This window comes from Paenibacillus sp. 1_12, assembly GCF_900114475.1.
Classification (GTDB): domain Bacteria; phylum Bacillota; class Bacilli; order Paenibacillales; family NBRC-103111; genus Paenibacillus_S.
This window is the reverse complement of sequence record NZ_FOTE01000006.1, coordinates 94,303-118,127: the sequence shown is the minus strand read 5'-3', so window position 1 is coordinate 118,127 and position 23,825 is coordinate 94,303. Positions and strand designations below refer to the sequence as shown.

Here is a 23,825-nt window from a genome sequence, read left to right as displayed (position 1 = left end):
ATGAAGGCGATACCGTATCCTCATGTTAAAGAAACGATCTATACCGAGCAGCTCCCTAACGGATTGACTGTTTTTATACTTCCAAAGGAAGGGTTTTCCAAAACCTATGCGATCTTTTCCACCCATTATGGATCCATTGACAATCATTTTCGCGTGGAGGGTGCTTCCGAGATTAGTGTCCCTGACGGAATAGCCCATTTCTTGGAGCATAAAATGTTTGAGGAGCCAACGGGTGACATTTTTTCTGTATTTGCGTCCAATGGTGCTTCTGCTAATGCGTTTACCAGTTTTGACCGTACGGCCTACTTATTTTCTGCAACGGAGCACGTTCATGAAAATTTAAGCACATTATTAAATTTTGTGCAAAACCCATACTTTACCGATGAGAATGTGGAGAAAGAAAAAGGCATTATCGGTCAGGAAATCAAGATGTATCAGGATAATCCGGATTGGCGTGTTTATTTTGGTTTAATTGAGACGATGTATCATCAGCATCCGATACATATTGACATTGCCGGAACTGTTGAGTCCATCGCCAAGATTACCAAAGAGCTGCTGTATGATTGCTACCATACCTTTTATCATCCCAGCAACATGAGTTTGTTTGTAGTCGGGGGAGTTGATCCCGAGGGAACGATGGAGCTAATAAGAAGTAATCAGGCTTCCAAGGATTATAAGCCGCAGGGCAAGATTCATCGTATATTTGAGCATGAGCCATCTAACGTCAAAAGCAAGGAAAAGATAACGGTATTACCTGTTTCTTTACCTAAATGCTTATTTGGCTGCAAGGAACCCAAGCAGGATGCAGTCGGTAAAGAGCTGTTGAAGCGGGAACTGGCTATGAAGGTTTTAATTGACATTTTGCTCAGTCCAAGCTCGGCTATTTATCAGAAGCTTTATGAGGAGCAAATCATTTCCGATAGCTTTGGAAGTGAATACAATATTGCTGAAAATTATGCTTTTTCAGTCATCGGTGGTGATACACCAGATCCTTACCGTTTAATTTCACGTGTTCGAGAGGAAATAGATAAGGTGAAGGAAAGCGGGATTGCGCAAGCTGATTTTGAAAGAAGTCGTAAAAAAAAGATCGGAGGTTTTCTGCGTCAGCTGAACTCTCCCGAGTCCATTGCTAATGAATTCAGCAAATACCGATTTAAACAAATTGATTTATTTGACATACTGCCTGTATATGAACAAATGACTATCGAGGATGTAACGGGGATGCTGAAGGAGCATTTTGACTGGAACCAGCTCGCCGTATCCATAGTTCGTAGTGAAGCGTGATGAATGATTTAATACGTCCCTTTAATGAACAAACCGTGCTTGTTACGGGAGGCAGTCGTGGCATTGGCGCGGCGATTGCTGAAAGATTTGCTTCAGTGGGAATGAATGTGGTGATTCATTATATGCAATCCCATGAAGCGGCTAATGATACAGCCCGCAGATGCATGAAAACGGGCGCCAAGGTGCTTACAGCTACAGCTGATTTGCGCAGCAAGGAGCAGATTTTGCGGCTGCAGGAGAAACTGGATCAACATGGGATGACACCTGATATTATTGTCAACAATGCGGGTGTCTCCCACTACGGGATGCTCTCCGATGTGAGCGAGGAGCTCTGGGATGATGTGATGAACATTAATTTGAAGGGTTCATTTTTGATCAGCCAGCAGTTTATGAAACCCATGATCCGGCAAAAATATGGAAGAATCATCAATGTGTCCTCGATCTGGGGAATTTCCGGCTCATCCTGCGAAGTATTATATTCCACTACTAAAGGCGGGATTAATGCCTTTACGAAAGCTTTAGCCAAAGAATTGGCTCCTTCAGGAGTTACTGTCAATGCTGTGGCCCCCGGCGCTGTTGACACACTCATGATGGCTAATTTTGATTCGCAGGAAAAAGCGGCAATCGAGAGTGAAATCCCGGTAGGTCGCTTTGCCCAGCCAAATGAAATTGCTTCCTTGGTTTATTTTCTAGCACTGCCGGAATCCGGCTATATTACCGGACAGATTATTAGTCCCAATGGCGGCTGGCTAACGTAAGCTTGGTATAGTAGACCTCGATTTGGCGAATAGTAAGGGTGGTAATACACTTTGAATCCAAGGAGGCTACGAATATGGCAACTGTATTGAAGGTATTTGACCGCTGGAAGCAATTTTTAAATGAGCGAATTGATCAGGCAGAAAAAGCGGGTATGAAAGACGAAACGATTAACAAGCTGGCCTTTCAAATCGGGGAGTTTCTATCCGACAAGGTGGACCCGGAAAATAATGAAGAACGAGTGCTTAAAGAGCTCTGGGATGTAGCTGATGAGCAGGAAAAGAGAACAATCGCCAAGCTAATGGTAAAGCTCGTTACACCGGGAACCTAATCGCAATTGTTAGAAGCCTCCTTCCAAGGGGGCTTTTCGTTACTTTTGTGGTATACTTAACTTAATTTGATTTGGAAAGGGGGCTAGAGGTGTTTGAGTAAGATGAGATGGACAACTGGGCTCTTAACTTTATGCATACTATTCGTGCTTGGAGGCTGTGGAAAGAACATTCCCGCAATTGACCCCGCGTTACTGGAATCCAAAGTTTCGGTTTTGATCATTTCCAAAGAACAGATATCGGATACCACAAAATCAACTTTACAGAATGCATTCCTATCTTGGCGTGACAGTCATCATATTGCTTTTGATTGGATGGCAGATACGGCAGTGCTTACGGATTTGCAGATCACTGCTCTAAAAAACAGACCCTATACATACATTATTGTCATAGGAAACGAGCTTAATCGACAAGTATGGCCTATTGCAGCCTCACTTCCTAGCAAAAAATGGATTTTGCTTGATGATACCGTATCGGTTGATAATCCTCCAATCACGGACAAACATATCGTATGGAAACAGACCGAACAGAATTTTATGGAAAAGCAATGGGAAGAATGGGTAAAACAGCAGCAGGTTTTAGGCAAATCGATCGAATGGGTGACCATCGGTTCAAAGCCGATTCCTTCGCTTTGGGCACCATCTGAGGAAGCCGAAACGATTTCATTGTCGGATGCAGAAGGCTGGTTCCCTCAATTTCAAAATCAAGTGAGAAGACATGGGCCAAGCTGGATAGCCGTTTATTCGCCTTTGGATGCCAATTCCTTACAGCGTGTGAAAAACCTGAAGGTGCCTGTTGTTGATATGACAGCTGTTTCCATAGAGCTGCAATGGGGTAACATTCTAACCTCAATTTTGCAAACGATAGAAAGCAAGGCTTGGGTGAATGGAAGTTTGGCTTACACTTCACAAGAGATTCAAATTGTTAAGCCATAGGGATGAATAATAAAGATTTCTTTATTTAATAGGAAGGATTTTCTCGAAAATTGTAGAATATTTTTGTAACATGCTCCAAAAATTTGAGTTGATGCATGATTGCCATCGATATGAGGTGCCTACAATGGAAACGAAGCAGTGGTATATGGAATACAGAATACATAAAAATCGTCCTGGCTTATTAGGTGACGTAGCTTCTCTTATGGGGATGCTGGATATTAATATTGTGACGATTAACGGAGTGGAAGATCGAACACGCGGCATGCTGCTGCAAACTAATGATAATGAAAAAATTGACTTAATGGGTAAAATGTTGCGTAAAGTGGATAATATAACTATAACAGCGCTTAGAGAGCCTAAATTGGTTGATATATTAGCTGTCCGTCACGGCAGATACATCGAAAGGGATTCGGATGATCGTAAAACATTCCGATTTACCCGTGATGAGTTAGGTCTTTTGGTGGATTTTCTCGGTGAAATTTTCAAACGTGATGGTAATCAGGTCGTTGGGCTCAGAGGCATGCCGCGTGTTGGAAAAACGGAATCGATTATTGCCGGTAGCGTGTGCTCCAATAAACGTTGGAACTTTGTATCCTCTACGCTATTGCGTCAAACGGTTCGCAGTCAATTATCTGAGGAAGAAATGAATCCAAACAATATTTTTATTATTGATGGTATCGTATCAACCATTCGTTCCAACGAGAAGCATCACTCGCTTTTGCAGCAAATTATGAGTATGCCTTCCACGAAGGTCATTGAGCATCCGGATATTTTTGTGCGGGATTCAGAGTACACGTATGAGCACTTTAATTACATTGTAGAGCTGCGCAATACACCTGACGAAGAAATCAATTACGATGCTATCACGAACAGTATCAATGATTATTAATAGTCAATCTCTATGAACATCACGAAAGGGGTGAGAACATGTCTGATCTTGGTCAATTGTTGCGAAAAGCACGGATCGAAAAAAAAATATCCTTGGAAGATTTGCAGGAAAGCACAAAAATTCGCAAGCGTTATTTGGAAGCGATCGAAGATGGAAACTATAAAATTTTACCAGGAAATTTTTATGTTAGAGCATTTATTAAGAGCTATGCTGAAGCGGTGGGGCTGGAGCCTAATGAAGTGCTGAGCTTATATCAAAATGTGATTCCCGCGGCAGAGCCGGATCATATTGAACCTACTCGCTCCAAAAGAACGACACGGAATACCGAAAGAATCGGCAAATACGTTTCCAGTGTAATGATGATTGCCTTTTTCGTTCTCATCCTGGGGATTATCTATTATTATCTGAATAAGAATTATATTAGTAAGCCTCATGAAGTCAATCCTGTGAGTGAACCAAATCGGGTTACAGATAAAGTGGATCCAAATGCCAACAGCGGCAGTGTAACTTCACCTGTATACGACACAAAAGCGCCAATGACGCCAACTCCCCCGCCTGTTGTTGTACCTAAAACAGAGGTAAAGCTGGTAAAAAGCCAGGGGGGTACCGATTACTATACGGTTTCCAATACGGATAAGCTGATGATTAAAATGAAAATTGTAGGCGATGCTTGCTGGATTCAAATTGATTCATTAGGACAAACAACCGAAACGCTTGAGCAAGGCACCTACACCAAGGGTAAGGAGCAAAGCTGGGAGCTTGCAAACTCGGCTTTTATGATATTTGGTCGATCCAATGCGGTTGAACTGAATGTGAATGGAACCCTTATTGTATTAGGTGACACTCCTAATGCCAAGCGGGTTCAAATCGATATACAAAAAGTGTAAGTTATAAATGATAAAGGAAGTGCGACCATGGCTGACGAAAGTTTTTTTGATATTGCCTCCAAAATGGATATGCAGGAATTGAGCAATGCAATTAATCAAGCGGAGAAAGAAATTATGACCCGATTTGATTTTAAGAATAGTAAAAGCAGTATTGCTGTTGAAAAAGATGAGTTAGTTATCGTGTCCGATGATGAGTTCAAGCTGCAAAATGTGATGGACATTTTGCATTCCAAGATGGCAAAACGGGGAATATCGTTGAAAAATCTTGAATACGACAAAATTCAACCAGCATCATCCCAGACAGTCCGGCAAAAAGTGAAGCTCAAGTCGGGTATTGATCAGGATAATGCCAAAAAAATCAATATCATGATTCGGGACTCCAAGCTTAAGGTGAAAAGCCAAATTCAGGGGGATCAAATCCGGGTTTCAGGAAAAAGTAAAGACGATTTACAGCAGGTTATCCAGCTTCTTCGCAAAGCGGATTTGCCTCTGGATTTACAATTTTTAAATTTTCGTTAATATGCATTTTTGACACTATTCATTCTGTTCGTTTATACTTGACCCACAGGCTGGATTCACTATTGGAGGATATAGATATGACAGAGAAAGTAAAAGTAGTTACGCTGGGCTGCGAGAAAAACCTCGTTGACTCGGAAATCATGTCAGGATTGGTTTTTGGACGTGGCTACGAATTGGTATCGGATAAGGAAGAAGCAACTGTAATTATAGTTAATACGTGTGGCTTTATTGATGCAGCCAAGGAAGAGTCCGTAAATACGATATTGGATATGGCTGACTTGAAGCAGACTGCTAATTTGAAGGCACTCATTGTTTCCGGATGCTTGACACAACGCTACAAAAAAGAGCTCATGGAAGAAATGCCTGAAATTGATGGCATCGTTGGCACAGGAGATTTTGATAAAATTAATGAGATTATTGAAGAAGCTCTTGCTGGGAAGAAGCCGGTCTTAGTCGGAAACCCGGTTTTTAACTACGATAAGCCGCTCCCACGACGTGTGACTACTCCGCGTTACACTGCTTATGTGAAAATTGCCGAGGGCTGTGATAATGCCTGTACATTCTGCAGTATTCCGATTATGCGCGGTAAGTTCCGCAGTAGAAGCATGGAATCGATCATTGCTGAAATTGAGCAATTAGCTTCGCAAGGCGTTCGGGAAATCAGTCTGATTGCACAGGATTCCACTAATTATGGAACTGATTTGTATGATGGCTTTAAGCTGCCTGCTTTGTTAAATAAGGTTACGGAAGTGGCCGGTATTGAATGGGTCAGACTGCATTATGCATATCCAGGATTCTTTACCGACGAGTTGATCGATACAATCGCTACAAACCCGAAAGTGTGCAAATATGTCGATATGCCATTGCAGCACAGTGAGGATATTATTTTGAAGCGAATGAGAAGACCGGGCAGACAGCAGGATGCCAGAGCGTTAATTGAAAAAATTCGTACACGCATTCCTAATGTTTCGCTTCGTACATCGCTTATTGTAGGATTCCCGGGCGAGACTGAACAGGATTTTGAAAATTTAAAGAATTTTGTTACGGAAGTTGAGTTTGACCGTTTGGGTGTGTTTGCTTATTCACAAGAACAGGATACACCAGCGGCCCGTCTGCCGGATCAGGTAAATGATGATGTGAAGGAATATCGGGCTAACACCATTATGGAAATACAGCGTGGCATTTCTAATATCCGAAATGGTAACCGGGTGGGCCAAACTGTTGATGTGTTGATTGAAAAGTATGATGGCAGAAATGATGTTTACATTGGCCGTTCCCAGTATGATGCTCCTGAGATTGATGGTGAAGTGTTTGTAAAAGGGACACAGCTTAAGATTGGAGAGTTAGCCAAGGTTCACATTACTCACTCTTTTGAGTTTGATTTGTCCGGGGAGGTTGTGGCATGAACCTGGCCAATCGGATCACTTTGGCGAGGATCTTTTTAGTACCTATCATTATGTTTTTTTTGCTTGTAAATTTAAAGTTTCCCCAAATTGAAATTGATCAGTTCAGCATCACTTACAACCAAATTATTGCTGCGCTTATTTTTATCATTGCGGCTTGGACAGATGGTCTGGACGGATATATTGCCAGAAAGCGTAAGCTGGTCACGAATCTGGGGAAATTGCTTGACCCCTTGGCTGATAAGCTGCTTGTATCTGCTGTGCTCGTATCTCTGGTAGAGATGAATAAGGTCGGCGCATGGATCGTGATTGTGATTATTAGTCGGGAGTTTGCTGTTACAGGATTACGACAGATCGCCTTGCTTGAGGGTCATGTCATTGCGGCTAGTAAATGGGGTAAATGGAAAACAGCAGCCCAAATTACTGCAATTATTGCACTGCTGATTAATAATTTTCCATTTGCTTTTATTGATCTGCGCTTTGATTTATTTGCAAGCTGGGTCGCAGCTATCATAACCTTGTATTCGGGTTTGGATTATTTCATCAAAAATAAACATGTTATTAACTTTAACGAATAAACAGTAGGAGCTTCCTATTGTTTTTTTGTTCCATTCTGGGAGGTAGTTTGGATGAAAGCGGAGATTATAGCTGTCGGCACCGAGTTATTATTAGGGCAAATTGTGAACACCAATGCTCAGTTTTTGGCCCAAGGCTGTGCTGATTTAGGTGTAAGTGTATATTATCAAACCGTTGTCGGTGATAATGAAAGCCGTTTGGCGGACGCTCTGCAAATTGCCAAAAGCCGTGCCGATTTAATCATATGTACAGGTGGACTTGGACCGACTCAGGATGACCTGACCAAAGATGCGCTTGCCGCCTTTCTTGGACAGAAACTTGTCCTTCACCAGCCTTCGATGGATTACATCGAACGTGTGTTTGGGGCGAGAGGTATTCATATGGTCGAAAGCAATCGAAGGCAGGCGCTTATGCTGGAGCACAGTGATCCTTTAACTAATGATGCAGGAATGGCCGTAGGCATCGCTTTAACCCAGGATGGCACTCATTACATACTGTTACCCGGTCCCCCGAAAGAAATGAAGCCGATGTTTACTCATTACGCTGCGCCTTGGATTGCGTCAAGGATGAACGGGGTTAATCCCTTGTTCTCAAGAATGCTGAAATTTGCGGGAATTGGCGAATCTTCGCTTGAGCATGAACTATTGGATCTCATTCATGCGCAAACAGATCCTACGATAGCTCCTTATGCTAAGGAGTCTGAAGTCACGATACGAATTACAACACGTGCCTCCTCACAGGAGGAAGCGGATATGAAGCTGCAGCCGCTTGAACTGGAAATCAGACGCAGACTTGGAGACTACATATATGCCTCTATAGACGTTCCTATCGAACAGGAGGTCATTCGTATCATGAACGAGCGCAAATTGCTCCTAACGGCTGCTGAGAGCTGCACAGGAGGGCTCTTGAGCAATCTACTGACATCAATCCCTGGCAGTTCAGCCGTTTTTCGGGGAGGCATTGTATGTTATTCGAATATGTTAAAAAATAAGCTTCTGGATGTGCCTATGAGCATACTGGAAGGAGCGGGAGCTCCAGGTGCTGTAAGCGCGGAAACAGCCGGCATATTGGCAGAACAGATGCGGCTTCAGGCTGACGCTGACTATGCAGTTGCCATTACGGGTGTCGCAGGACCGGATGAATCCGAAGGAAAGCCGGTTGGTCTTGTGTACCTGGCTATTGCTTGCAAAGAAGGGCAGCCGGTTGTGGAGCGGCTGCAGTTGTCAGGAAATCGGGATCACATCAAGCTGCGTGCTGCCAAGGCGGCATTGTACCAATTGTGGAAACGGCTGCGGGTTTGATAGAGTGAAATTGATATATTTAGAGCTTGAAAGCGTTCCGCCAATGTAATATAATAGACGGAGCGGAAGAACCGTAACAATGGATCACATTTTGTTACGGTTTTTCTTTGGACCATAAACAGAATGTATGTTCGTAAAAATGCTTGGCAACATCAACAAAATAGGTTATTATAAACTTATCCAATATGGAAAAGGAAGTGAGTGTTTTGTCAGATCGGCGCGCAGCATTGGACAATGCCCTTCGTCAAATTGAAAAACAATTTGGTAAAGGATCGGTTATGAAATTGGGTGAATCGACCCATATGAAGATTGATGTTATTCCCAGCGGATCTTTGGCCCTTGATATTGCCCTCGGCATTGGGGGATTTCCACGTGGTAGAATTATAGAGGTTTTTGGCCCGGAATCATCGGGTAAAACAACAGTAGCGCTTCATGCGATTGCTGAGGTGCAGCGAGTAGGTGGAACAGCTGCTTTTATAGATGCTGAGCATGCACTCGATCCTTCCTATGCAAGTAAACTCGGAATCAATATAGACGAGCTGCTGCTTTCCCAACCGGACACGGGTGAGCAGGCATTGGAAATTGCTGAAGCGTTGGTACGAAGCGGAGCTGTAGATATTATCGTTATTGACTCGGTAGCTGCATTGGTTCCTAAAGCGGAAATTGAAGGCGACATGGGAGATTCTCACGTAGGTTTGCAAGCTCGTTTGATGTCACAGGCCTTGCGTAAGTTATCTGGTGCCATCAACAAATCGAACACGATTGCTATTTTCATTAATCAGCTTCGTGAGAAAATCGGTGTTATGTTCGGTAATCCAGAGACAACTCCGGGCGGAAGAGCATTGAAGTTTTATTCCTCTGTACGTCTGGATGTACGCCGCGTAGAGAGCATCAAGCAGGGCAATGACATGGTAGGTAACCGTACAAGAATTAAAGTAGTCAAAAATAAAGTAGCGCCTCCATTCAAGCAGGCAGATATTGATATTATGTACGGCGAAGGCATTTCCAAAGAAGGAAGTATTATCGATATCGGTGCTGAAATGGATATTATTCAGAAGAGTGGCGCTTGGTACTCCTTCAACGGTGACCGATTGGGTCAAGGTCGTGAGAACTCCAAACAATTCTTAAAGGATAATCCGCAAATAGCTGATATTCTTGAGAAAAAGATTCGTGAAAACTGCAACTTAACTGCTACTGTTGATGCAGACTTGCTCAGTAACGACGAGGAAGATGAAGAGTTCGAAGAAGTTGAATAAAGCAGGTTGAAGGGCACCTTATGAAGGTGCCCTTCCCTTGCATTCGGAGTGATGAATCATGGATGAAGAACGGAATGAGAATGATTTGATGAAAGAACTGCCTCTAGAAGAAGGAATAATAACCAAAATAGAGCGGCAAAAAAGAGCTAAGGATCGGTACAATTTATATATCGAAGAGCAGTATGTGTTTTCTGTGCATGAGGATGTGCTGATTAAATACAGTTTGACCAAAGGTACCGCAATTAATAAAGATGAAATGAAAAAGATTGTAGAAGCTCAAGACAAACAGCAGGCTTATCTGGATGCGATTCGTTTATTATCGTTTAGGCTGCGCTCTGAATATGAACTCAAAGCTCGTTTGCTGCAAAAAGGCTATGAGCTTCCCACAATTGAAAACACGCTTGATCGTCTTCGACGGGAGCAATATATAGATGATTCCTTGTTTGCTGAACAGCTGACACAACAGCGCATTCAATCTGCCAAAAAGGGTCGTAATTGGATTAAACAGGAGCTTCAGCAGAAGGGTCTCAAATCTGAACACATTACAAGTGCGATCGAGCAGATTGACGAACAAATAGAGTATCGAAATGCTTATGATCTGATTAATAAAAAATATGGTTCCAGTTTAAAGCCGGACTCGGATGTGCAAAATATTAAAAGAAAAGCTTATGCACTGCTGCAAAGAAGAGGCTACAATTCAAGAGTAACCACTCGTGTCGTACGTGAATTAACGGATGCTGCGAATCGTGGAATAGATAGTGAGGATTGGGAAATTCATTTTGAAGAATGAAAATCAATTTGCGATACGAATAATTAATCATGTAAATTAAATTCATTGAAAAACGGTTGTGAGTTGTGTTTAATAACAAAATTTTAGCAGGAATTTAATAATTTCTACAAAGTGAAGTAATTCATAAGTCATACACCTTGACAAGCTTCTTCGACAAAAGATAAAATGAGCATGTATAATTTTGTACAATCAACCTCTCTGTTATGCCTAAACAGAAGGTTGGCAAAGTAAAATCGCCAATTTTTACTTTTCTTACTGCTTGTTAAACGGATTAAAAACCATACGACCCCCAAGCTTACCCCTTGGAGAAACAACGAGGAGGTGAACTGGATGAACATACATCCAGCCATCTGGATCTTAATCATTCTCGTTGTTGGTGCTATTTGCTTAGGGATTGGTTATTTTATCCGCAAGTCCATTGCAGAAGCGAAAATTTCAAGTGCTGAGCAAGCCGCTGAGCTAATCAAGGATGGCGCTAAAAAAGAGGCGGAGGCACTAAGGAAAGAAGCGGTTGTGGAGGCCAAGGATGAGATTCACAAGCTCCGAACCGAAGCTGAAAAAGACATTCGTGATCGTCGAAATGAATCACAACGACAAGAGAGACGATTGTTGCAAAAAGAGGAATCGCTGGATAAAAAATTAGAATCTCTTGAGAAAAAAGAAGAGCAAGTCGCCAACAAAGAGAAACGGATTGAAGAAACCCAAACACACATTGACGAGATTTATAAGAACCAGGTTAACGAGTTGGAACGTATATCCGCTTTGACCACGGAAGATGCCAAGCAAATTATTTTGACGAATGTGGAACAGGAAGTACGTCATGAAACAGCTCAATTGATTAAAGAGATTGAACAGCAAGCCAAAGAAGAAGGCGACAAGAAAGCCCGCGAAATCATCACGCTAGCCATCCAAAGATGTGCTGCTGATCATGTAGCGGAAACGACAGTATCGGTAGTAACATTGCCGAATGAGGAAATGAAAGGACGAATTATCGGACGCGAGGGTAGAAATATTCGTGCGCTTGAGACACTGACAGGGATTGACCTTATTATTGATGATACCCCTGAAGCTGTTATTTTGTCCGGTTTTGATCCGATTCGTCGTGAAATTGCCCGAACTGCCCTAGAAAAACTGGTTGCGGATGGACGTATCCATCCTGCCCGTATTGAAGAAATGGTTGAGAAGTCCCGCAAGGAAGTGGACGAACGGATTCGTGAATACGGAGAACAGGCAACTTTTGAAACCGGCGTTCATGGATTGCATCCGGATCTGATCAAGATATTGGGTAGATTGAGATTTAGAACCAGCTATGGACAAAATGTATTGAAGCATTCCATGGAAGTTGCTTATTTAACAGGATTGATGGCTGGAGAACTCGGGGTAGACGTGACATTGGCGAAACGTGCCGGTCTCCTGCATGATATCGGTAAAGCCTTGGATCATGAAGTTGAAGGATCTCACGTTGAAATTGGCGTAGAGATCGGTAAGAAATATAAAGAGCATCCGGTCGTCATCAACAGTATAGCTTCCCATCATGGTGACTGTGAAGCCACTTCGGTAATAGCTATGCTGGTAGGTGCAGCAGACGCTTTGTCCGCCGCTCGTCCGGGAGCGCGCCGCGAAACACTGGAAACGTACATCCGGCGTCTTGAAAAGCTGGAGGAAATTTCAGAGTCTTTCGAAGGTGTTGAGAAATCGTACGCGATTCAAGCGGGGCGTGAAGTTCGTGTGATGGTACAACCTGAGAAGGTAGACGATACAGAAGCTTTCCGTTTGGCTCGTGACATTACAAAGAAAATCGAGAGTGAACTGGATTATCCAGGACACATCAAGGTTACAGTTATTCGCGAAACGCGTGCTGTTGAATATGCTAAATAATGAATTTCATACTTGATCAGAAAAGTGGCTGAATAAGCCACTTTTCTTTTGACTTGCAGAGCATTTACAAGAGCTAGTGAAGAAGAGGAGCTTTATCAAATGAGAATTTTATTTATCGGGGATATTGTTGGGTCTGTGGGTCGTAAAGCTTTGAAAGCTTGCCTGCCAGGCCTCAAAACAAAGCTGAATCCGACATTCATTATCGCCAATGGTGAAAATGCTGCTGCGGGCAGAGGCATCACTTTACCGATTACGAAGGAATTGTTTGAAATGGGGGTCCATGGTATTACTATGGGAAACCATACCTGGGATCAAAAAGAAATTTTTGATTTTATAGATAATGAGGAACGTATGGTCCGGCCTGCTAATTTTCCCAAGGGCACACCGGGGAGAGGCTTTACAACGATCAAAGCGAAAGGTCAGGAACTGGTGATCGTCAATTTGCAGGGACGTACATTTTTGCCGCCTTTGGATTGTCCTTTTGAAAAGGCTGATGAAATTATCGAAGCCGTGAAAAAACGGAATAAACATATTCTCGTTGACTTCCATGCGGAGGCTACCTCGGAGAAGCTGGCAATGGGCTGGCATTTGGATGGCAAGGTCTCAGCCGTTGTTGGAACGCATACCCATGTACAAACACATGACGAGCGATTGTTGCCGTTGGGGACAGCCTACGTGACGGATGTAGGCATGACAGGTCCGAGAGACGGGATATTGGGAATGGAGAAGGTAGCGGTACTGCAAAAGTTCAAAACACAGCTGCCAGTTAGATTTGTAGTGGATGAGGGTAAATGGCATTTTCATGCCGTTTGCATCGATTTGGACCCAACGACAGGGCTGGCAAAAAAAATACAGCTAATTCGTAAGGACGAAGATCAAATTCTGTTTGAATAGTCTAAGAGGTTTGTACTTGGAAGTGACTCATGCTGTAAAGGGATCATCTTTGAGAAGATGGAATTAACGTGAAATGGCGCGAATAGGATAAATGGAAGCCATTCATCATTCTCGAGGAGGTACTTTCCATGGATGTATTAAAAGTTTCAGCAAAATCCAATCCAAATTCCGTAGCAGGCGCATTAGCAGGGGTGCTGCGTGAGCGCGGCGCTGCCGAACTGCAAGCTATAGGTGCCGGTGCTTTAAATCAAGCAGTCAAAGCCGTGGCGATTGCTCGTGGATTTGTCGCTCCCAGCGGGGTTGACCTGATTTGCATTCCCGCCTTTACCGATATTGTCATTGATGGAGAGGACCGTACGGCCATCAAATTAATTGTCGAGCCCAGATAGCTAACTTATTCATGATAAAACGAGGAAGTGACCTGTTTACGTCTGTAAACAGGTTTTTTAAAGAGATAAGTGTTTTCAGCGTAGCTGAACCATTCTTATCTCACAAAAAACTACCTCTTAGGCAAGGATGTATCTTCATCGAGTAGGCTCCGATCAGGAGCTTTTTTTATGCCAAAAAATGAATGGATTTGGGGGAGAAGCAATTGAAGATTATTGATGGACATTGCGATGTGTTGTGGAAGATGTACGAGAATCCGCGGATCGATTTTTATCATCCAGATGCAGCTGAGCTTGACGTTACGTATCCCAAAATGGTGAAATCCAATATTAAAATCCAATTTTTCGCGATTTATTTGGCAGAATCAATCAGACAGCCAGTTTTTGAACATTATCTCAAATACATAAATATTTTTTATCAGAAGGTGTTAAAGCATGGCTTGTTAACAATTATTAAAAATCAAGCTGATTTGACTCGAGTCATGAGCGGGAATGTGAGAGGTGCTATTCTGACCTTAGAAGGCGCGGATGCTATCCAAGATAACCCTTTATATACCCAAACACTGTACCACCTTGGGGTTCGGATGATCGGAATTACGTGGAATTATGCGAATTGGGCAGCAGATGGAATTTTAGAGCCCAGAAAGGGCGGATTTTCAAAAAAAGGAAAATTATTTGTTAAAGAATGCAATGATTTGGGCATCCTATTAGATGTATCCCATCTATCTGTGCGCTCTTTCTGGGATCTTGCCGAAGTTTCCACTAAACCTTTCGTAGCTTCACATTCCAACGCCAAAGCGGTCTGTGATCACCCAAGAAATCTGGACGACGATCAATTGCTGGCCATAATCCGTCAATCGGGACGTATCGGTATGACCTTTGTTCCCTGGTTTGTGGGAGACAAGCGAAATGCCACTATTGGGGGGCTGATGAAGCATATTGAGCATATTTGCGAGCTGGGTGGGGAAGCGCATATTACGCTTGGTTCAGATTTTGACGGCATAGATCAATGGATACCAGGACTTGAGCATGCAGGACAATTCGATCAGTTGGCACAGCATTTGAGCAAGTACTATAAAGATACAACGATTGAAGGCTTTCTTAACGGAAATTGGCATCGATACCTGCAGCAAAACCTTCCGATTTATTAACCGTTTACATCTTTATTAGATATAGTTAGTCATTAAATTAATCTCAAATTGATATGTGTTTCATCTAAAATAGCTATCTTTATATTTTCTTTTTATACTTGCTTTTTAGCTCTTATCAGCATAGAATTTGAGTGATGACTGAAAGAAATTTTTTATCTGTTTGTGAATATTGTTTGAAGCAAATGAGCTATTAGGAACAACGTTTAGTGACATTTAAAGGAGTGGGCAGCGGTGATTAGCCAATTATCTTGGAAAATCGGAGGACAACAAGGGGAAGGTGTGGAAAGTACCGACAAAATTTTCTCGACGGCATTAAATCGTCTTGGATATTATTTGTACGGGTACCGTCATTTCTCCTCAAGAATTAAGGGAGGACATACCAATAACAAGATCAGAATCAGTACAAAGCCTATTCGTGCTATTTCTGATGACTTGGATATCCTTGTTGCATTTGACCAAGAAACAATCGATCTAAATGCTTTTGAGCTTCGTGATAATGGAGTTATTGTTGCGGATGCCAAATTTAATCCTGTTGTACCTGAAGGTGTAAAAGCGCGTTTGTTCCCAGTACCGATTACGGCTATTGCAGAGGATCTCGGAACATCTCTATTTAAGAACATGGCTGCTTCCGGAGCATCCTGGGCGCTGCTTGGTTTGCCTTTGGAAGTGTTTAATAAAGCGGTAGAAGAAGAATTTGGACGTAAAGGCGCGGCTGTCGTTGAGAAAAACATCGAAGCGGTTCGTAAAGCGGCTGAATTTATTTTGGAACAAAATGGCGGTCCGATGCTTGAATTCCAATTGGAACCGGCTGACGGCAAGCAAAAGCTGTTCATGATTGGTAATGATGCCATTGGTTTGGGTGCGCTTACGGGCGGCTGTCGTTTCATGCCTGCTTACCCAATTACGCCAGCATCAGAAATAATGGAATACTTAATTAAAACGCTTCCAAAATTCGGCGGTACGGTTATCCAAACGGAGGACGAAATCGCAGCTGTAACCATGGCAATCGGCGGCAATTATGCGGGCGTGCGTACGATGACAGCTTCAGCGGGGCCAGGACTATCCTTGATGATGGAAGCGATCGGACTTGCCGGTATGACGGAAACTCCGGTTGTTATCGTAGATACACAGCGTGGTGGTCCAAGTACGGGTCTCCCTACCAAGCAGGAGCAATCCGATTTATATGCAATGATTTATGGAACACATGGTGAAATTCCGAAGATTGTTCTTTCACCATCGTCTATTGAAGAGTGCTTCTACGACACGATCGAAGCTTTCAATCTTGCTGAAATTTATCAGTGTCCCGTTATTTTACTAACGGATCTTCAGCTTTCATTAGGTAAACAATCCTGTGAGCTGTTGGACTTCAATCGAGTGAAGATTGATCGCGGAAGATTAATGGCAGGTGAGCTGCCTCCAACGGAAGATAATAAGCTGTTCAAACGTTACGAGTATGCTGAAAACGGAATTTCGCCTCGTGTTGTGCCAGGTCAGAAATACGGAATTCACCATGTAACTGGCGTAGAGCATGACCAAGAAGGACGTCCGTCCGAGAGCACAGAGAACCGTAAAAATATGATGGACAAACGTATGGACAAACTCAAGTATGTGAAGGTTACCAACCCGATCCTTGTGGATGCTCCACATGAAGAACCAGAAGTATTGATTATTGGTATGGGCTCTACCGGAGGTACTATTGATGAGGCCAGAGCACGCTTGACTGAGAAAGGTATTGCTACAAATCATGTAACGGTTCGTTTGATGCATCCGTTCCCTGCTGAAGAGCTAAGACCTTACATGGAAAAAGCCAAAACAGTCGTTGTTCTTGAAAATAACGCTACTGGACAATTGGCTTCTTTGATCAAGTTAAACGTAGGCTATGCCGACAAAATCAAAAACTTGCTAAAATACAACGGTAATCCATTCTTACCGGCAGAAATCACAACATTTTGTCAGGAGTTGAACCTAGTATGGCAACGTTAAAAGACTTTCGTAACAATATCAAACCGAACTGGTGTCCAGGTTGTGGAGATTTCTCCATTCAAGCCGCGATTCAAAGAGCCGCTGCCAATGTAGGTTTGGAGCCGGAAGATCTGGCTGTCGTTTCGGGTATCGGCTGTTCCGGTCGGATTTCCGGTTATATTAACGCATATGGTTTCCATGGTGTACACGGACGCTCGCTTCCTATCGCACAAGGTGTAAAGATGGCCAACCGAGAATTGACGGTATTGGCAGCAGGCGGAGATGGCGACGGTTTTGCAATCGGTATGGGACATACTGTCCATGCCATTCGTCGTAACATCGATATCACTTATATCGTTATGGATAACCAAATTTATGGATTGACCAAGGGTCAAACCTCGCCGCGAAGCGCAGAAGGCTTCAAAACAAAGAGTACGCCAGCAGGCTCCATTGAATCCGCTCTTTCACCGTTGGAAGTAGCATTAGCAGCAGGTGCCACGTTTATTGCTCAATCCTTCTCAAGCAACCTGAAGCAGCTGACTTCTTTGATTGAGCAAGGTATGCAGCATAAAGGATTTTCCTTTATCAACGTCTTCAGTCCTTGTGTGACCTTCAACAAGGTGAATACGTATGACTGGTTCAAAGAAAATATCGTGAACCTGGAGGAAACTCCGGACTACGATCCAACCAATCGGGTAATGGCTATGACTAAAATTATGGAAACAGGCAGCATGCTGACAGGCTTGATTTATCAAAACACAGCCAAAACTAGCTATGAAAGTCATGTTCCAGGTTTTAAAGAGCAAGGATTGGCTAATCAAAATATTCAAATCACCGAAGAAGAATTTAACAAATTGGTGTCAGAATTCAAATAATCCGTTAAAGACTTTACAAGCATATGGCGATGCCGTATGCTTTTTTTGTCAATATAAAAAATTGAGGTGGTTTTCACATGAAACAAGTACCGATTGGTGTATCAGCCAGACATATTCATTTATCTGAAAATCATATCGAACGTTTGTTTGGTTCCGGGTATCAATTACAGGTATTAAAGGATCTGTCACAGCCTGGACAGTTCGCAGCTGTTGAGACTGTGGCGGTCGTAGGGCCCAAAGGACGTTTTGACAAAGTGAGAATCTTGGGGCCTGCCCGTAGTAAAACACAGCTGGAGATCTCACGTACAGATGCTTTTACAGTAGGCGTGAATCCTCCAGTTCGGGAATCAGGTCATACAGAGGGAACGCCGGGAATCACTTTGATCGGTCCAGCAGGTGAAGTGACGATTGAAGAGGGTGTCATTGTGGCCGCCAGACATATCCATTTTCATACCGATGATGCAGCCCAATGGGGAATTGTAGACAAGCAGCTGCTGACCGTCAAGATCGATGGAGAGCGCTCACTCATTTTGGAAGGCGTAATAGCCCGTGTTTCGGATCAGTATGCATTGGATATGCACATTGATACGGATGAAGCTAATGCTGCCGGAACCAAGACTGGACATATCGCCTTGATTTTGTCATGAAATAAATTGAGTTCAAGCTTACACTCATGATATAATATGTTGTCAAGGGTTCAATATCTCTTTATTGTCAGGATAGAAGGAAGGTGCTCCATTGCCTAAAGATACAAAATACTATGAAAAGTTTTTTCAACCGCCCTCCCTTACTGACGCCAAGAAGCGGGGAAAAGAAGATATCAAGGTTCATTATGACTTTGCTATCCCCGATGAAATGCAGCAGTTTGGGAAGGACAAGTATTATCTGATTCAAACCTACGGCTGTCAAATGAATGAGCACGATACAGAAACGATCATGGGATTGCTGGAGCAAATGGGCTATACCGCTACTGAAGATCGCCGGCAGGCTGATGTCATCCTGCTGAATACGTGCGCAGTTCGCGAGAACGCCGAGGATAAGGTGTTTGGTGAGCTGGGGCATTTGAAGCATTTGAAGGCTGAGAAGCCATCCCTTGTGCTCGGTGTATCCGGCTGTATGTCGCAGGAGGAAGCCGTTGTCAACCGGATTTTGCAAAAGCATCCGTTTGTTGATTTGATTTTTGGAACGCATAATATTCATCGGCTGCCGGTCCTGCTGAAGGAAGCTTTTTTCAGTAAAGAGATGGTGATCGAGGTATGGTCTAAGGAAGGGGATATTGTAGAGAACCTTCCCAAGAAGCGTGAAGGCATTAAAGCCTCCGTCAATATTATGTATGGGTGTGATAAGTTCTGTACGTACTGTATCGTCCCTTACACACGTGGTAAGGAGCGCAGCCGTCTTCCCCAGGATGTAATTGCAGAGGTGCGGGATTTAGCGCGGCAGGGTTTCCAGGAAATTATGCTGCTGGGTCAAAATGTGAATGCCTACGGCAAGGATTTTGAGGATAGTGACTATCGGTTTGCTGATTTGATGGACGATATTTCCAAGATCGATATTCCACGTGTACGGTTTACGACCTCGCATCCGCGTGATTTTGATGACCATTTGATAGAGGTCCTTGCGAAAAAAGGCAATTTAGTTGAGCAAATTCATCTGCCTGTGCAGTCGGGAAGTAATGAAATTCTAAAACGGATGAGCCGTAAATATACACGTGAGCATTATCAGAATCTGGTAGCCAAGATCAAACAGGCCATTCCTGATGTGGGACTCACCTCTGATTTTATCGTGGGATTCCCAGGCGAGACGGAGGAACAGTTTGAAGAAACGCTTTCTCTGGTTCGTGAGGTTCGTTTTGACGGTGCATACACCTTTATATATTCTCCCCGTGAAGGTACGCCTGCTGCTGGTATGGTTGACGATGTGCCGATGGAAGTTAAGAAAAACCGGTTATATCGATTGAACGATCAGCTTGCCCAATATAGTAAAGATAGCAACGAGTGCTCTGTTGGCGAAGTGCTGGATGTATTGGTTGAGGGTGAGAGCAAAAACAATCCTGACGTTTTGGCAGGACGTACACGCAAAAATAAACTGGTGCATCTAGAAGGCCCCAAAGAACTGATTGGAAAAATTGTACCAGTTAAAATCACAGGCTCCCAAACCTGGTACATGAAAGGCGAGTGGCAGCCAGCTGCTGCAGTTGCGCAATAACCACTTGAAGTATATGGAGCTTAGCTGCGAAGCAGTAGATATGAAATTAAAAATAGATAAATCAACCCCTGTTTTTATAAAAAGAAAGGAGCGTGACCGGCAATGTCTGGACATGACAACCACGACCATGATCAAGAACATCTACATTGTGATGAAATGGCCCATTATACGAATACCGAGCTAATTGTGCGCGAGGATATTCTGGCCAAAGCAAAAGAATTGGCGGAGTTGATTTCCACCTCTAATGAGGTGCAGTTTTTCCAAAAGGCAGAGGTGCAAATTTCCTCCAATGATAACATTCAAGTGCTGATCAGTGCTATCAAGAAGAAACAAAAAGAGATCGTTGCATTTGAATCCTTCAATAATGCCAAGATGGTTGAAAAGATAGAGAAAGAGATCGTCGATCTACAGGATCAATTGGATTCCATTCCTATTGTTAATGAATTCCGCCAATCTCAGGAGGATATTAACTATTTGCTGCAGCTGGTTATGTCGATCATTCGCGATACCGTATCAGATAAGGTTGCAGTAGAAAGTAAATGATAAATTAATGGACCACTTTGCTGACTTCGGTTGGCAGAGTGGTTCTTTTTTAATAGGGTATGAAAAAAAGGAGATAACGAATACTATGCAAATTAAGAATTGAGGAATGATGGAATTAGGAAGGGGCTAGACTCCTTTTCATTATTCACGAATGGTAACCTCTGTGCCTATCGATACCATGGAGGCAAGAGTGAGTACATCCTGATTATGCATGCGCACACATCCATGTGAAACCAGATGGCCGATTGATGCGGGATTGTCGGTACCATGAATGCCATAGTGCGGACGGGAAAGACCCATCCAAAACGCACCAAAGGGTCCACCTGGATTAGGTACCTTGTTTATGATCGTATACACGCCAATCGGAGTTTGAGTTAATACTTTGCCGATGCCTATGGGAAAGCCACGTGTTACTTTATTATTATCAAGCAGGTAAAGCATCCGATCTGATAAATCGATGATGATTCGAACCATACGAGCTCACTCCTATCACATACGTATTGTAATTACAAGTATCTGACATAAACGTCATATGCAGTTTGATCTACTTTGCGTTTACGCATTTTAATTTGCAAAATTCCGTTTTTATACGAAGCTTTGCTTGAACGTGGGACGACAAGGCAAGGTAGCTTAACGCTTTGTTTTTTCAAGAGAGGCTTATCTTCGATGGTGACGCGATCAGCTCTTGCTTTGACAATGGGGTTCGAAGGCTGTGGCAGCTTGAATTTGATGATGACATAATGATGCGTTTCAAATATTTCGGTATTGGTTTTGATTCCGTGAATGGTTTTTATCCCGCGGAGCATACCACTTTTTGGCATCGCTTTTTTCAACATTTGCTGAACGTAGTCGTCTACCCATGAAGTATCTGTTAAAGGAGACATATCAGATGTTTCCGGAAGTGAAGGCAGCTTTGTTCCGAGCAATGCTTCTACTTGTTTCCAACGGGATTGTGGACTTGAATTGCCGCCAAGAGACATTTTCGTCACGCTCCTTTTCTGCCATGATTGCTAGTAGGATATGAAGTAGGCTGGGCGGATGACACAAATAAATGCAGAAAGCTAAATAAAAGGGTGATGTGCCATGTGGGCGGCTACCTGCATACACTAAAGTTAGCATGATGAGTAAAGGAGCTTGCCGATGCCAGCGATCGTTGGAAACTTTAAAGTAGTTAACGTCGGACCTAGTTCGATTGTTCAGATTGGAGATGCCATACAGCTCTCTCCCAGCAGTATCTCCAAAACTTTTGCAGGCTCGGGGTCCTTTAACACAGGGGATTTTGCCAATACCCAAAATGCGGTAAGCAGTACCAATACAAACGATCAGGATGTAAATGATTCCAACAATAAAGAAGTGGGCAATCAGGGGGTCGTATAAAATGAATCTCGTCGTCAATCAGCATATTGTCATTCATCAGCTCCGTGTAGATGCCGTAACCAATTCTTCTGTTCTGCAAATCGGAAGTGCCGGATTGATTAAGTCCTTATCCAATATATATAATACAGGCGGCTTTACGGGGCCTGCTGAGCAATTAGCTACTGCTGGGAATGAAATATCCTTGGTCCCGTTGCCCAGTCCAACTTAATTGAAGTTGAAGCCCCTGATGATCACATATATATGTATCCAGTTATTTAAGATTTCTTGTTGTGGGTCCATAGGCTAACACCCAGACGCTTCTTTTGGCATAGGATATATAAGGAGGTGTTAAGGATGTTAGTTGGGTCCCAATGGCAATTCCAGCAGTGGGCTGCGTATGCCAGACAGCTGCAAGCGCAGATGCAGGTACAGATGGAAAAAATGGAGCGGCTTGAAAAAACCGTAGAAGCTTTGCAAGTGGAGCTTAAAGCCTGCAAAGAACAGAAACGTATTCATATCGATAAAATCGAATATAAATTCGATCAACTCAAAGTGGAGAAGCTCGATGGAACGATGAATATCGGACTTACACCCGGAGCGCTCGAAAACCTTGCTGTCAATGGAGAAAATACGGACAAAAGCGCCACGTTATCTGATACAGGGAATGTAAATGGATTCCAAACCATAAATGGAGATCAGCCGTTCATGCCCCCGCTTGGGATTCGTGAGGAAATTAGTAAGGAGCTGCATCGCTTTATGGAGGAGCAGGTGCCAAAGCAGATTGATCAGCTTCAGCAGCAAAGCGGCAAGCAGTTGGACGAATGGCATAGAAAGATGGTTCAGCAGGATTTAACCAAACAGCTTGAGGGGCGGATGGATTATTATCTGCGGCAGATGAGCCAGGGTGTGACTGTGGATCAGTTGTCCTCGATCAAGGATTCTGTGATGTTCCGCACCCAGCAGGATATCCGGTCTGCACTTCAGCAATATTTTCAAAAAATGCCGAGTAAAGGTGGAGTAGCCAAATGAATTTTCACGTTACGAACAAAGCCTTGTGTGTAGGAGACATTCGCATAATCGGGGTGTCCAGTTCCTCTGTTTTTTTGATTGGGGATACCCAGAATATCATCTGCTCTTCCATTTTTGATACACCACCCGAATCGGTCTCGAGCGGTCCTTTAACTCCATTGCCTCCTGAAGAGGAGAAAAGTGAATGAGTCGCTGGTCAATTGTTCGGGAAATGAAAATAAACAGCATATCACTGGCGTCTATTTTACAGATCGGGGATAATGAGTCTATAAAGTCAAAAGCGAAAGCGATAGCTGTGCAGCGACAAGTAGCGACATTTCTGGAAAACGAGGGGAATTTGGATAACTATCAGCTATTCAGCCGCGTAATTCCAATCCCTGAGGTGTATGAACAGGTGGACATGGAGGTAGAAAATTTATGCGATCACATTCAAGTCAACTGTATTCGCGTGCTGGCGATTTCCTCTTCCTCGGTTATGCAGGTTGGAACGAATTATCAAATAGAAAATGAAAGTAGAGTTAAGCATTTCCGACAATTTGTCACAAAGGAGTGATCGATTGAATACGCTGTTGGCCACGCAATCACACCGTCCTTGGCCATTGCCGAAAGGACCTTGGG

Annotated in this window: 28 protein-coding genes; 26 read left to right on the top strand and 2 right to left on the bottom strand. The window is 43.2% G+C overall.

Features of this window, described 5'->3' with window-relative positions; translation table 11 throughout:
* The 21 genes from yfmH (at position 1) to BM210_RS15085 (ending at position 20,822) form a co-directional block, all read left to right on the top strand.
* Positions 1 to 1,284 (top strand): EF-P 5-aminopentanol modification-associated protein YfmH, encoded by a 1,284-nt coding sequence (yfmH, locus tag BM210_RS15185; protein WP_091169687.1) that lies wholly within the window; start codon positions 1 to 3, stop codon positions 1,282 to 1,284.
* Complete coding sequence (gene ymfI / locus BM210_RS15180) at positions 1,284 to 2,042, top strand: elongation factor P 5-aminopentanone reductase (protein ID WP_091169685.1); 759 nt, start codon at positions 1,284 to 1,286, stop codon at positions 2,040 to 2,042. Before yfmH ends, ymfI begins: the two co-directional genes overlap by 1 nt.
* A 74-nt stretch (positions 2,043 to 2,116) precedes the next feature.
* Positions 2,117 to 2,371 (top strand): DUF3243 domain-containing protein, encoded by a 255-nt coding sequence (locus tag BM210_RS15175; protein ID WP_076232906.1) that lies wholly within the window; start codon positions 2,117 to 2,119, stop codon positions 2,369 to 2,371.
* A gap of 93 nt (positions 2,372 to 2,464) precedes the next feature.
* Complete coding sequence (locus BM210_RS15170) at positions 2,465 to 3,304, top strand: hypothetical protein (RefSeq protein ID WP_143101053.1); 840 nt, start codon at positions 2,465 to 2,467, stop codon at positions 3,302 to 3,304.
* Positions 3,305 to 3,428: 124 nt separating this feature from the next.
* Entirely contained in the window at positions 3,429 to 4,193 is a 765-nt protein-coding gene (locus BM210_RS15165; RefSeq protein ID WP_091169679.1) for a DUF3388 domain-containing protein, read from the top strand.
* 38 nt (positions 4,194 to 4,231) lie between these two features.
* Positions 4,232 to 5,080, top strand: coding sequence for a helix-turn-helix domain-containing protein (locus tag BM210_RS15160; RefSeq protein WP_091169677.1), 849 nt, complete (start codon positions 4,232 to 4,234; stop codon positions 5,078 to 5,080).
* A 27-nt stretch (positions 5,081 to 5,107) separates the two neighbouring features.
* Complete coding sequence (locus tag BM210_RS15155) at positions 5,108 to 5,599, top strand: YajQ family cyclic di-GMP-binding protein (protein WP_091169675.1); 492 nt, start codon at positions 5,108 to 5,110, stop codon at positions 5,597 to 5,599.
* A 77-nt stretch (positions 5,600 to 5,676) separates the two neighbouring features.
* Positions 5,677 to 7,005, top strand: a complete 1,329-nt coding sequence (rimO, locus tag BM210_RS15150) for a 30S ribosomal protein S12 methylthiotransferase RimO (protein WP_091169673.1) — start codon at positions 5,677 to 5,679, stop codon at positions 7,003 to 7,005.
* Entirely contained in the window at positions 7,002 to 7,580 is a 579-nt protein-coding gene (gene pgsA, locus BM210_RS15145; RefSeq protein WP_091169670.1) for a CDP-diacylglycerol--glycerol-3-phosphate 3-phosphatidyltransferase, read from the top strand. Before rimO ends, pgsA begins: the two co-directional genes overlap by 4 nt.
* 51 nt (positions 7,581 to 7,631) lie before the next feature.
* The gene (locus BM210_RS15140) at positions 7,632 to 8,879 is read left to right on the top strand and encodes a competence/damage-inducible protein A (RefSeq protein ID WP_091169668.1); all 1,248 of its coding nucleotides are present in this window, start codon (positions 7,632 to 7,634) and stop codon (positions 8,877 to 8,879) included.
* 206 nt (positions 8,880 to 9,085) lie between these two features.
* On the top strand, positions 9,086 to 10,135 hold the full coding sequence (recA, locus tag BM210_RS15135) for a recombinase RecA (RefSeq protein WP_091169665.1): 1,050 nt from the start codon (positions 9,086 to 9,088) through the stop codon (positions 10,133 to 10,135).
* 58 nt (positions 10,136 to 10,193) lie between these two features.
* A complete protein-coding gene (locus BM210_RS15130) occupies positions 10,194 to 10,925 on the top strand; it encodes a RecX family transcriptional regulator (RefSeq protein WP_091169662.1) in 732 nt (243 codons plus the stop codon).
* A 330-nt stretch (positions 10,926 to 11,255) separates the two neighbouring features.
* Positions 11,256 to 12,803, top strand: a complete 1,548-nt coding sequence (rny, locus tag BM210_RS15125; RefSeq protein ID WP_371263483.1) for a ribonuclease Y — start codon at positions 11,256 to 11,258, stop codon at positions 12,801 to 12,803.
* 99 nt (positions 12,804 to 12,902) lie between these two features.
* On the top strand, positions 12,903 to 13,697 hold the full coding sequence (locus tag BM210_RS15120) for a TIGR00282 family metallophosphoesterase (RefSeq protein ID WP_091169660.1): 795 nt from the start codon (positions 12,903 to 12,905) through the stop codon (positions 13,695 to 13,697).
* Positions 13,698 to 13,825: 128 nt separating this feature from the next.
* Positions 13,826 to 14,086, top strand: coding sequence for a stage V sporulation protein S (locus BM210_RS15115; RefSeq protein ID WP_028597363.1), 261 nt, complete (start codon positions 13,826 to 13,828; stop codon positions 14,084 to 14,086).
* A 203-nt stretch (positions 14,087 to 14,289) separates the two neighbouring features.
* The gene (locus BM210_RS15110) at positions 14,290 to 15,234 is read left to right on the top strand and encodes a dipeptidase (protein ID WP_256223634.1); all 945 of its coding nucleotides are present in this window, start codon (positions 14,290 to 14,292) and stop codon (positions 15,232 to 15,234) included.
* A gap of 231 nt (positions 15,235 to 15,465) precedes the next feature.
* On the top strand, positions 15,466 to 17,217 hold the full coding sequence (locus BM210_RS15105; protein ID WP_091169654.1) for a 2-oxoacid:acceptor oxidoreductase subunit alpha: 1,752 nt from the start codon (positions 15,466 to 15,468) through the stop codon (positions 17,215 to 17,217).
* Positions 17,205 to 18,071, top strand: a complete 867-nt coding sequence (locus BM210_RS15100) for a 2-oxoacid:ferredoxin oxidoreductase subunit beta (RefSeq protein ID WP_091169653.1) — start codon at positions 17,205 to 17,207, stop codon at positions 18,069 to 18,071. Before BM210_RS15105 ends, BM210_RS15100 begins: the two co-directional genes overlap by 13 nt.
* 77 nt (positions 18,072 to 18,148) lie before the next feature.
* Positions 18,149 to 18,718, top strand: a complete 570-nt coding sequence (pduL, locus tag BM210_RS15095; RefSeq protein WP_091169650.1) for a phosphate propanoyltransferase — start codon at positions 18,149 to 18,151, stop codon at positions 18,716 to 18,718.
* A 91-nt stretch (positions 18,719 to 18,809) separates the two neighbouring features.
* Positions 18,810 to 20,279, top strand: a complete 1,470-nt coding sequence (miaB, locus tag BM210_RS15090) for a tRNA (N6-isopentenyl adenosine(37)-C2)-methylthiotransferase MiaB (RefSeq protein WP_091169648.1) — start codon at positions 18,810 to 18,812, stop codon at positions 20,277 to 20,279.
* 156 nt (positions 20,280 to 20,435) lie between these two features.
* Complete coding sequence (locus BM210_RS15085) at positions 20,436 to 20,822, top strand: YlbF/YmcA family competence regulator (protein ID WP_091170275.1); 387 nt, start codon at positions 20,436 to 20,438, stop codon at positions 20,820 to 20,822.
* Between the two features lie 141 nt (positions 20,823 to 20,963).
* On the opposite strand, the gene BM210_RS15080 is transcribed toward BM210_RS15085, so the two are convergent.
* Together BM210_RS15080 and BM210_RS15075 are read right to left on the bottom strand one after the other, a co-directional pair.
* Entirely contained in the window at positions 20,964 to 21,296 is a 333-nt protein-coding gene (locus BM210_RS15080) for a L,D-transpeptidase (RefSeq protein ID WP_091169645.1), read from the bottom strand.
* Between the two features lie 32 nt (positions 21,297 to 21,328).
* The gene (locus BM210_RS15075) at positions 21,329 to 21,811 is read right to left on the bottom strand and encodes an Hsp20/alpha crystallin family protein (RefSeq protein ID WP_143101052.1); all 483 of its coding nucleotides are present in this window, start codon (positions 21,809 to 21,811) and stop codon (positions 21,329 to 21,331) included.
* Between the two features lie 151 nt (positions 21,812 to 21,962).
* On the opposite strand from BM210_RS15075, the gene BM210_RS15070 reads away from it, so the two are divergent.
* The 5 genes from BM210_RS15070 to BM210_RS15050 all read left to right on the top strand — a co-directional run bounded on the left by BM210_RS15070 (position 21,963) and on the right by BM210_RS15050 (position 23,760).
* Entirely contained in the window at positions 21,963 to 22,199 is a 237-nt protein-coding gene (locus tag BM210_RS15070) for a spore germination protein (protein ID WP_091169640.1), read from the top strand.
* A gap of 1 nt (position 22,200) precedes the next feature.
* Positions 22,201 to 22,407, top strand: coding sequence for a spore germination protein GerPB (locus BM210_RS15065; RefSeq protein WP_076232952.1), 207 nt, complete (start codon positions 22,201 to 22,203; stop codon positions 22,405 to 22,407).
* Between the two features lie 125 nt (positions 22,408 to 22,532).
* Positions 22,533 to 23,207 (top strand): spore germination protein GerPC, encoded by a 675-nt coding sequence (gene gerPC / locus BM210_RS15060; RefSeq protein ID WP_091169638.1) that lies wholly within the window; start codon positions 22,533 to 22,535, stop codon positions 23,205 to 23,207.
* Entirely contained in the window at positions 23,204 to 23,395 is a 192-nt protein-coding gene (locus tag BM210_RS15055; RefSeq protein ID WP_091169636.1) for a spore gernimation protein GerPD, read from the top strand. Before gerPC ends, BM210_RS15055 begins: the two co-directional genes overlap by 4 nt.
* Positions 23,392 to 23,760: a spore germination protein GerPE gene (locus BM210_RS15050; protein WP_091169633.1), complete on the top strand. Its 369-nt coding sequence runs from the start codon at positions 23,392 to 23,394 to the stop codon at positions 23,758 to 23,760. The genes BM210_RS15055 and BM210_RS15050 overlap by 4 nt, the downstream gene beginning before the upstream one ends.
* The last annotated feature ends 65 nt before the right edge of the window (positions 23,761 to 23,825 follow it).

Excerpts from the sequence above, each read along its gene's own strand:
- yfmH (WP_091169687.1), top strand. The coding sequence starts at position 1 with ATGAAGGCGATACCGTATCCTCATGTTAAAGAAACGATCTATACCGAG.
- ymfI (WP_091169685.1), top strand. The coding sequence starts at position 1,284 with ATGAATGATTTAATACGTCCCTTTAATGAACAAACCGTGCTTGTTACG.
- BM210_RS15175 (WP_076232906.1), top strand. The coding sequence starts at position 2,117 with ATGGCAACTGTATTGAAGGTATTTGACCGCTGGAAGCAATTTTTAAAT.
- BM210_RS15165 (WP_091169679.1), top strand. The coding sequence starts at position 3,429 with ATGGAAACGAAGCAGTGGTATATGGAATACAGAATACATAAAAATCGT.
- BM210_RS15160 (WP_091169677.1), top strand. The coding sequence starts at position 4,232 with ATGTCTGATCTTGGTCAATTGTTGCGAAAAGCACGGATCGAAAAAAAA.
- BM210_RS15155 (WP_091169675.1), top strand. The coding sequence starts at position 5,108 with ATGGCTGACGAAAGTTTTTTTGATATTGCCTCCAAAATGGATATGCAG.
- rimO (WP_091169673.1), top strand. The coding sequence starts at position 5,677 with ATGACAGAGAAAGTAAAAGTAGTTACGCTGGGCTGCGAGAAAAACCTC.
- pgsA (WP_091169670.1), top strand. The coding sequence starts at position 7,002 with ATGAACCTGGCCAATCGGATCACTTTGGCGAGGATCTTTTTAGTACCT.
- BM210_RS15140 (WP_091169668.1), top strand. The coding sequence starts at position 7,632 with ATGAAAGCGGAGATTATAGCTGTCGGCACCGAGTTATTATTAGGGCAA.
- BM210_RS15130 (WP_091169662.1), top strand. The coding sequence starts at position 10,194 with ATGGATGAAGAACGGAATGAGAATGATTTGATGAAAGAACTGCCTCTA.
- rny (WP_371263483.1), top strand. The coding sequence starts at position 11,256 with ATGAACATACATCCAGCCATCTGGATCTTAATCATTCTCGTTGTTGGT.
- BM210_RS15120 (WP_091169660.1), top strand. The coding sequence starts at position 12,903 with ATGAGAATTTTATTTATCGGGGATATTGTTGGGTCTGTGGGTCGTAAA.
- BM210_RS15115 (WP_028597363.1), top strand. The coding sequence starts at position 13,826 with ATGGATGTATTAAAAGTTTCAGCAAAATCCAATCCAAATTCCGTAGCA.
- BM210_RS15100 (WP_091169653.1), top strand. The coding sequence starts at position 17,205 with ATGGCAACGTTAAAAGACTTTCGTAACAATATCAAACCGAACTGGTGT.
- pduL (WP_091169650.1), top strand. The coding sequence starts at position 18,149 with ATGAAACAAGTACCGATTGGTGTATCAGCCAGACATATTCATTTATCT.
- BM210_RS15085 (WP_091170275.1), top strand. The coding sequence starts at position 20,436 with ATGGCCCATTATACGAATACCGAGCTAATTGTGCGCGAGGATATTCTG.
- BM210_RS15080 (WP_091169645.1), bottom strand. The coding sequence starts at position 21,296 with ATGGTTCGAATCATCATCGATTTATCAGATCGGATGCTTTACCTGCTT.
- BM210_RS15070 (WP_091169640.1), top strand. The coding sequence starts at position 21,963 with ATGCCAGCGATCGTTGGAAACTTTAAAGTAGTTAACGTCGGACCTAGT.
- BM210_RS15065 (WP_076232952.1), top strand. The coding sequence starts at position 22,201 with ATGAATCTCGTCGTCAATCAGCATATTGTCATTCATCAGCTCCGTGTA.
- gerPC (WP_091169638.1), top strand. The coding sequence starts at position 22,533 with ATGTTAGTTGGGTCCCAATGGCAATTCCAGCAGTGGGCTGCGTATGCC.
- BM210_RS15055 (WP_091169636.1), top strand. The coding sequence starts at position 23,204 with ATGAATTTTCACGTTACGAACAAAGCCTTGTGTGTAGGAGACATTCGC.
- BM210_RS15050 (WP_091169633.1), top strand. The coding sequence starts at position 23,392 with ATGAGTCGCTGGTCAATTGTTCGGGAAATGAAAATAAACAGCATATCA.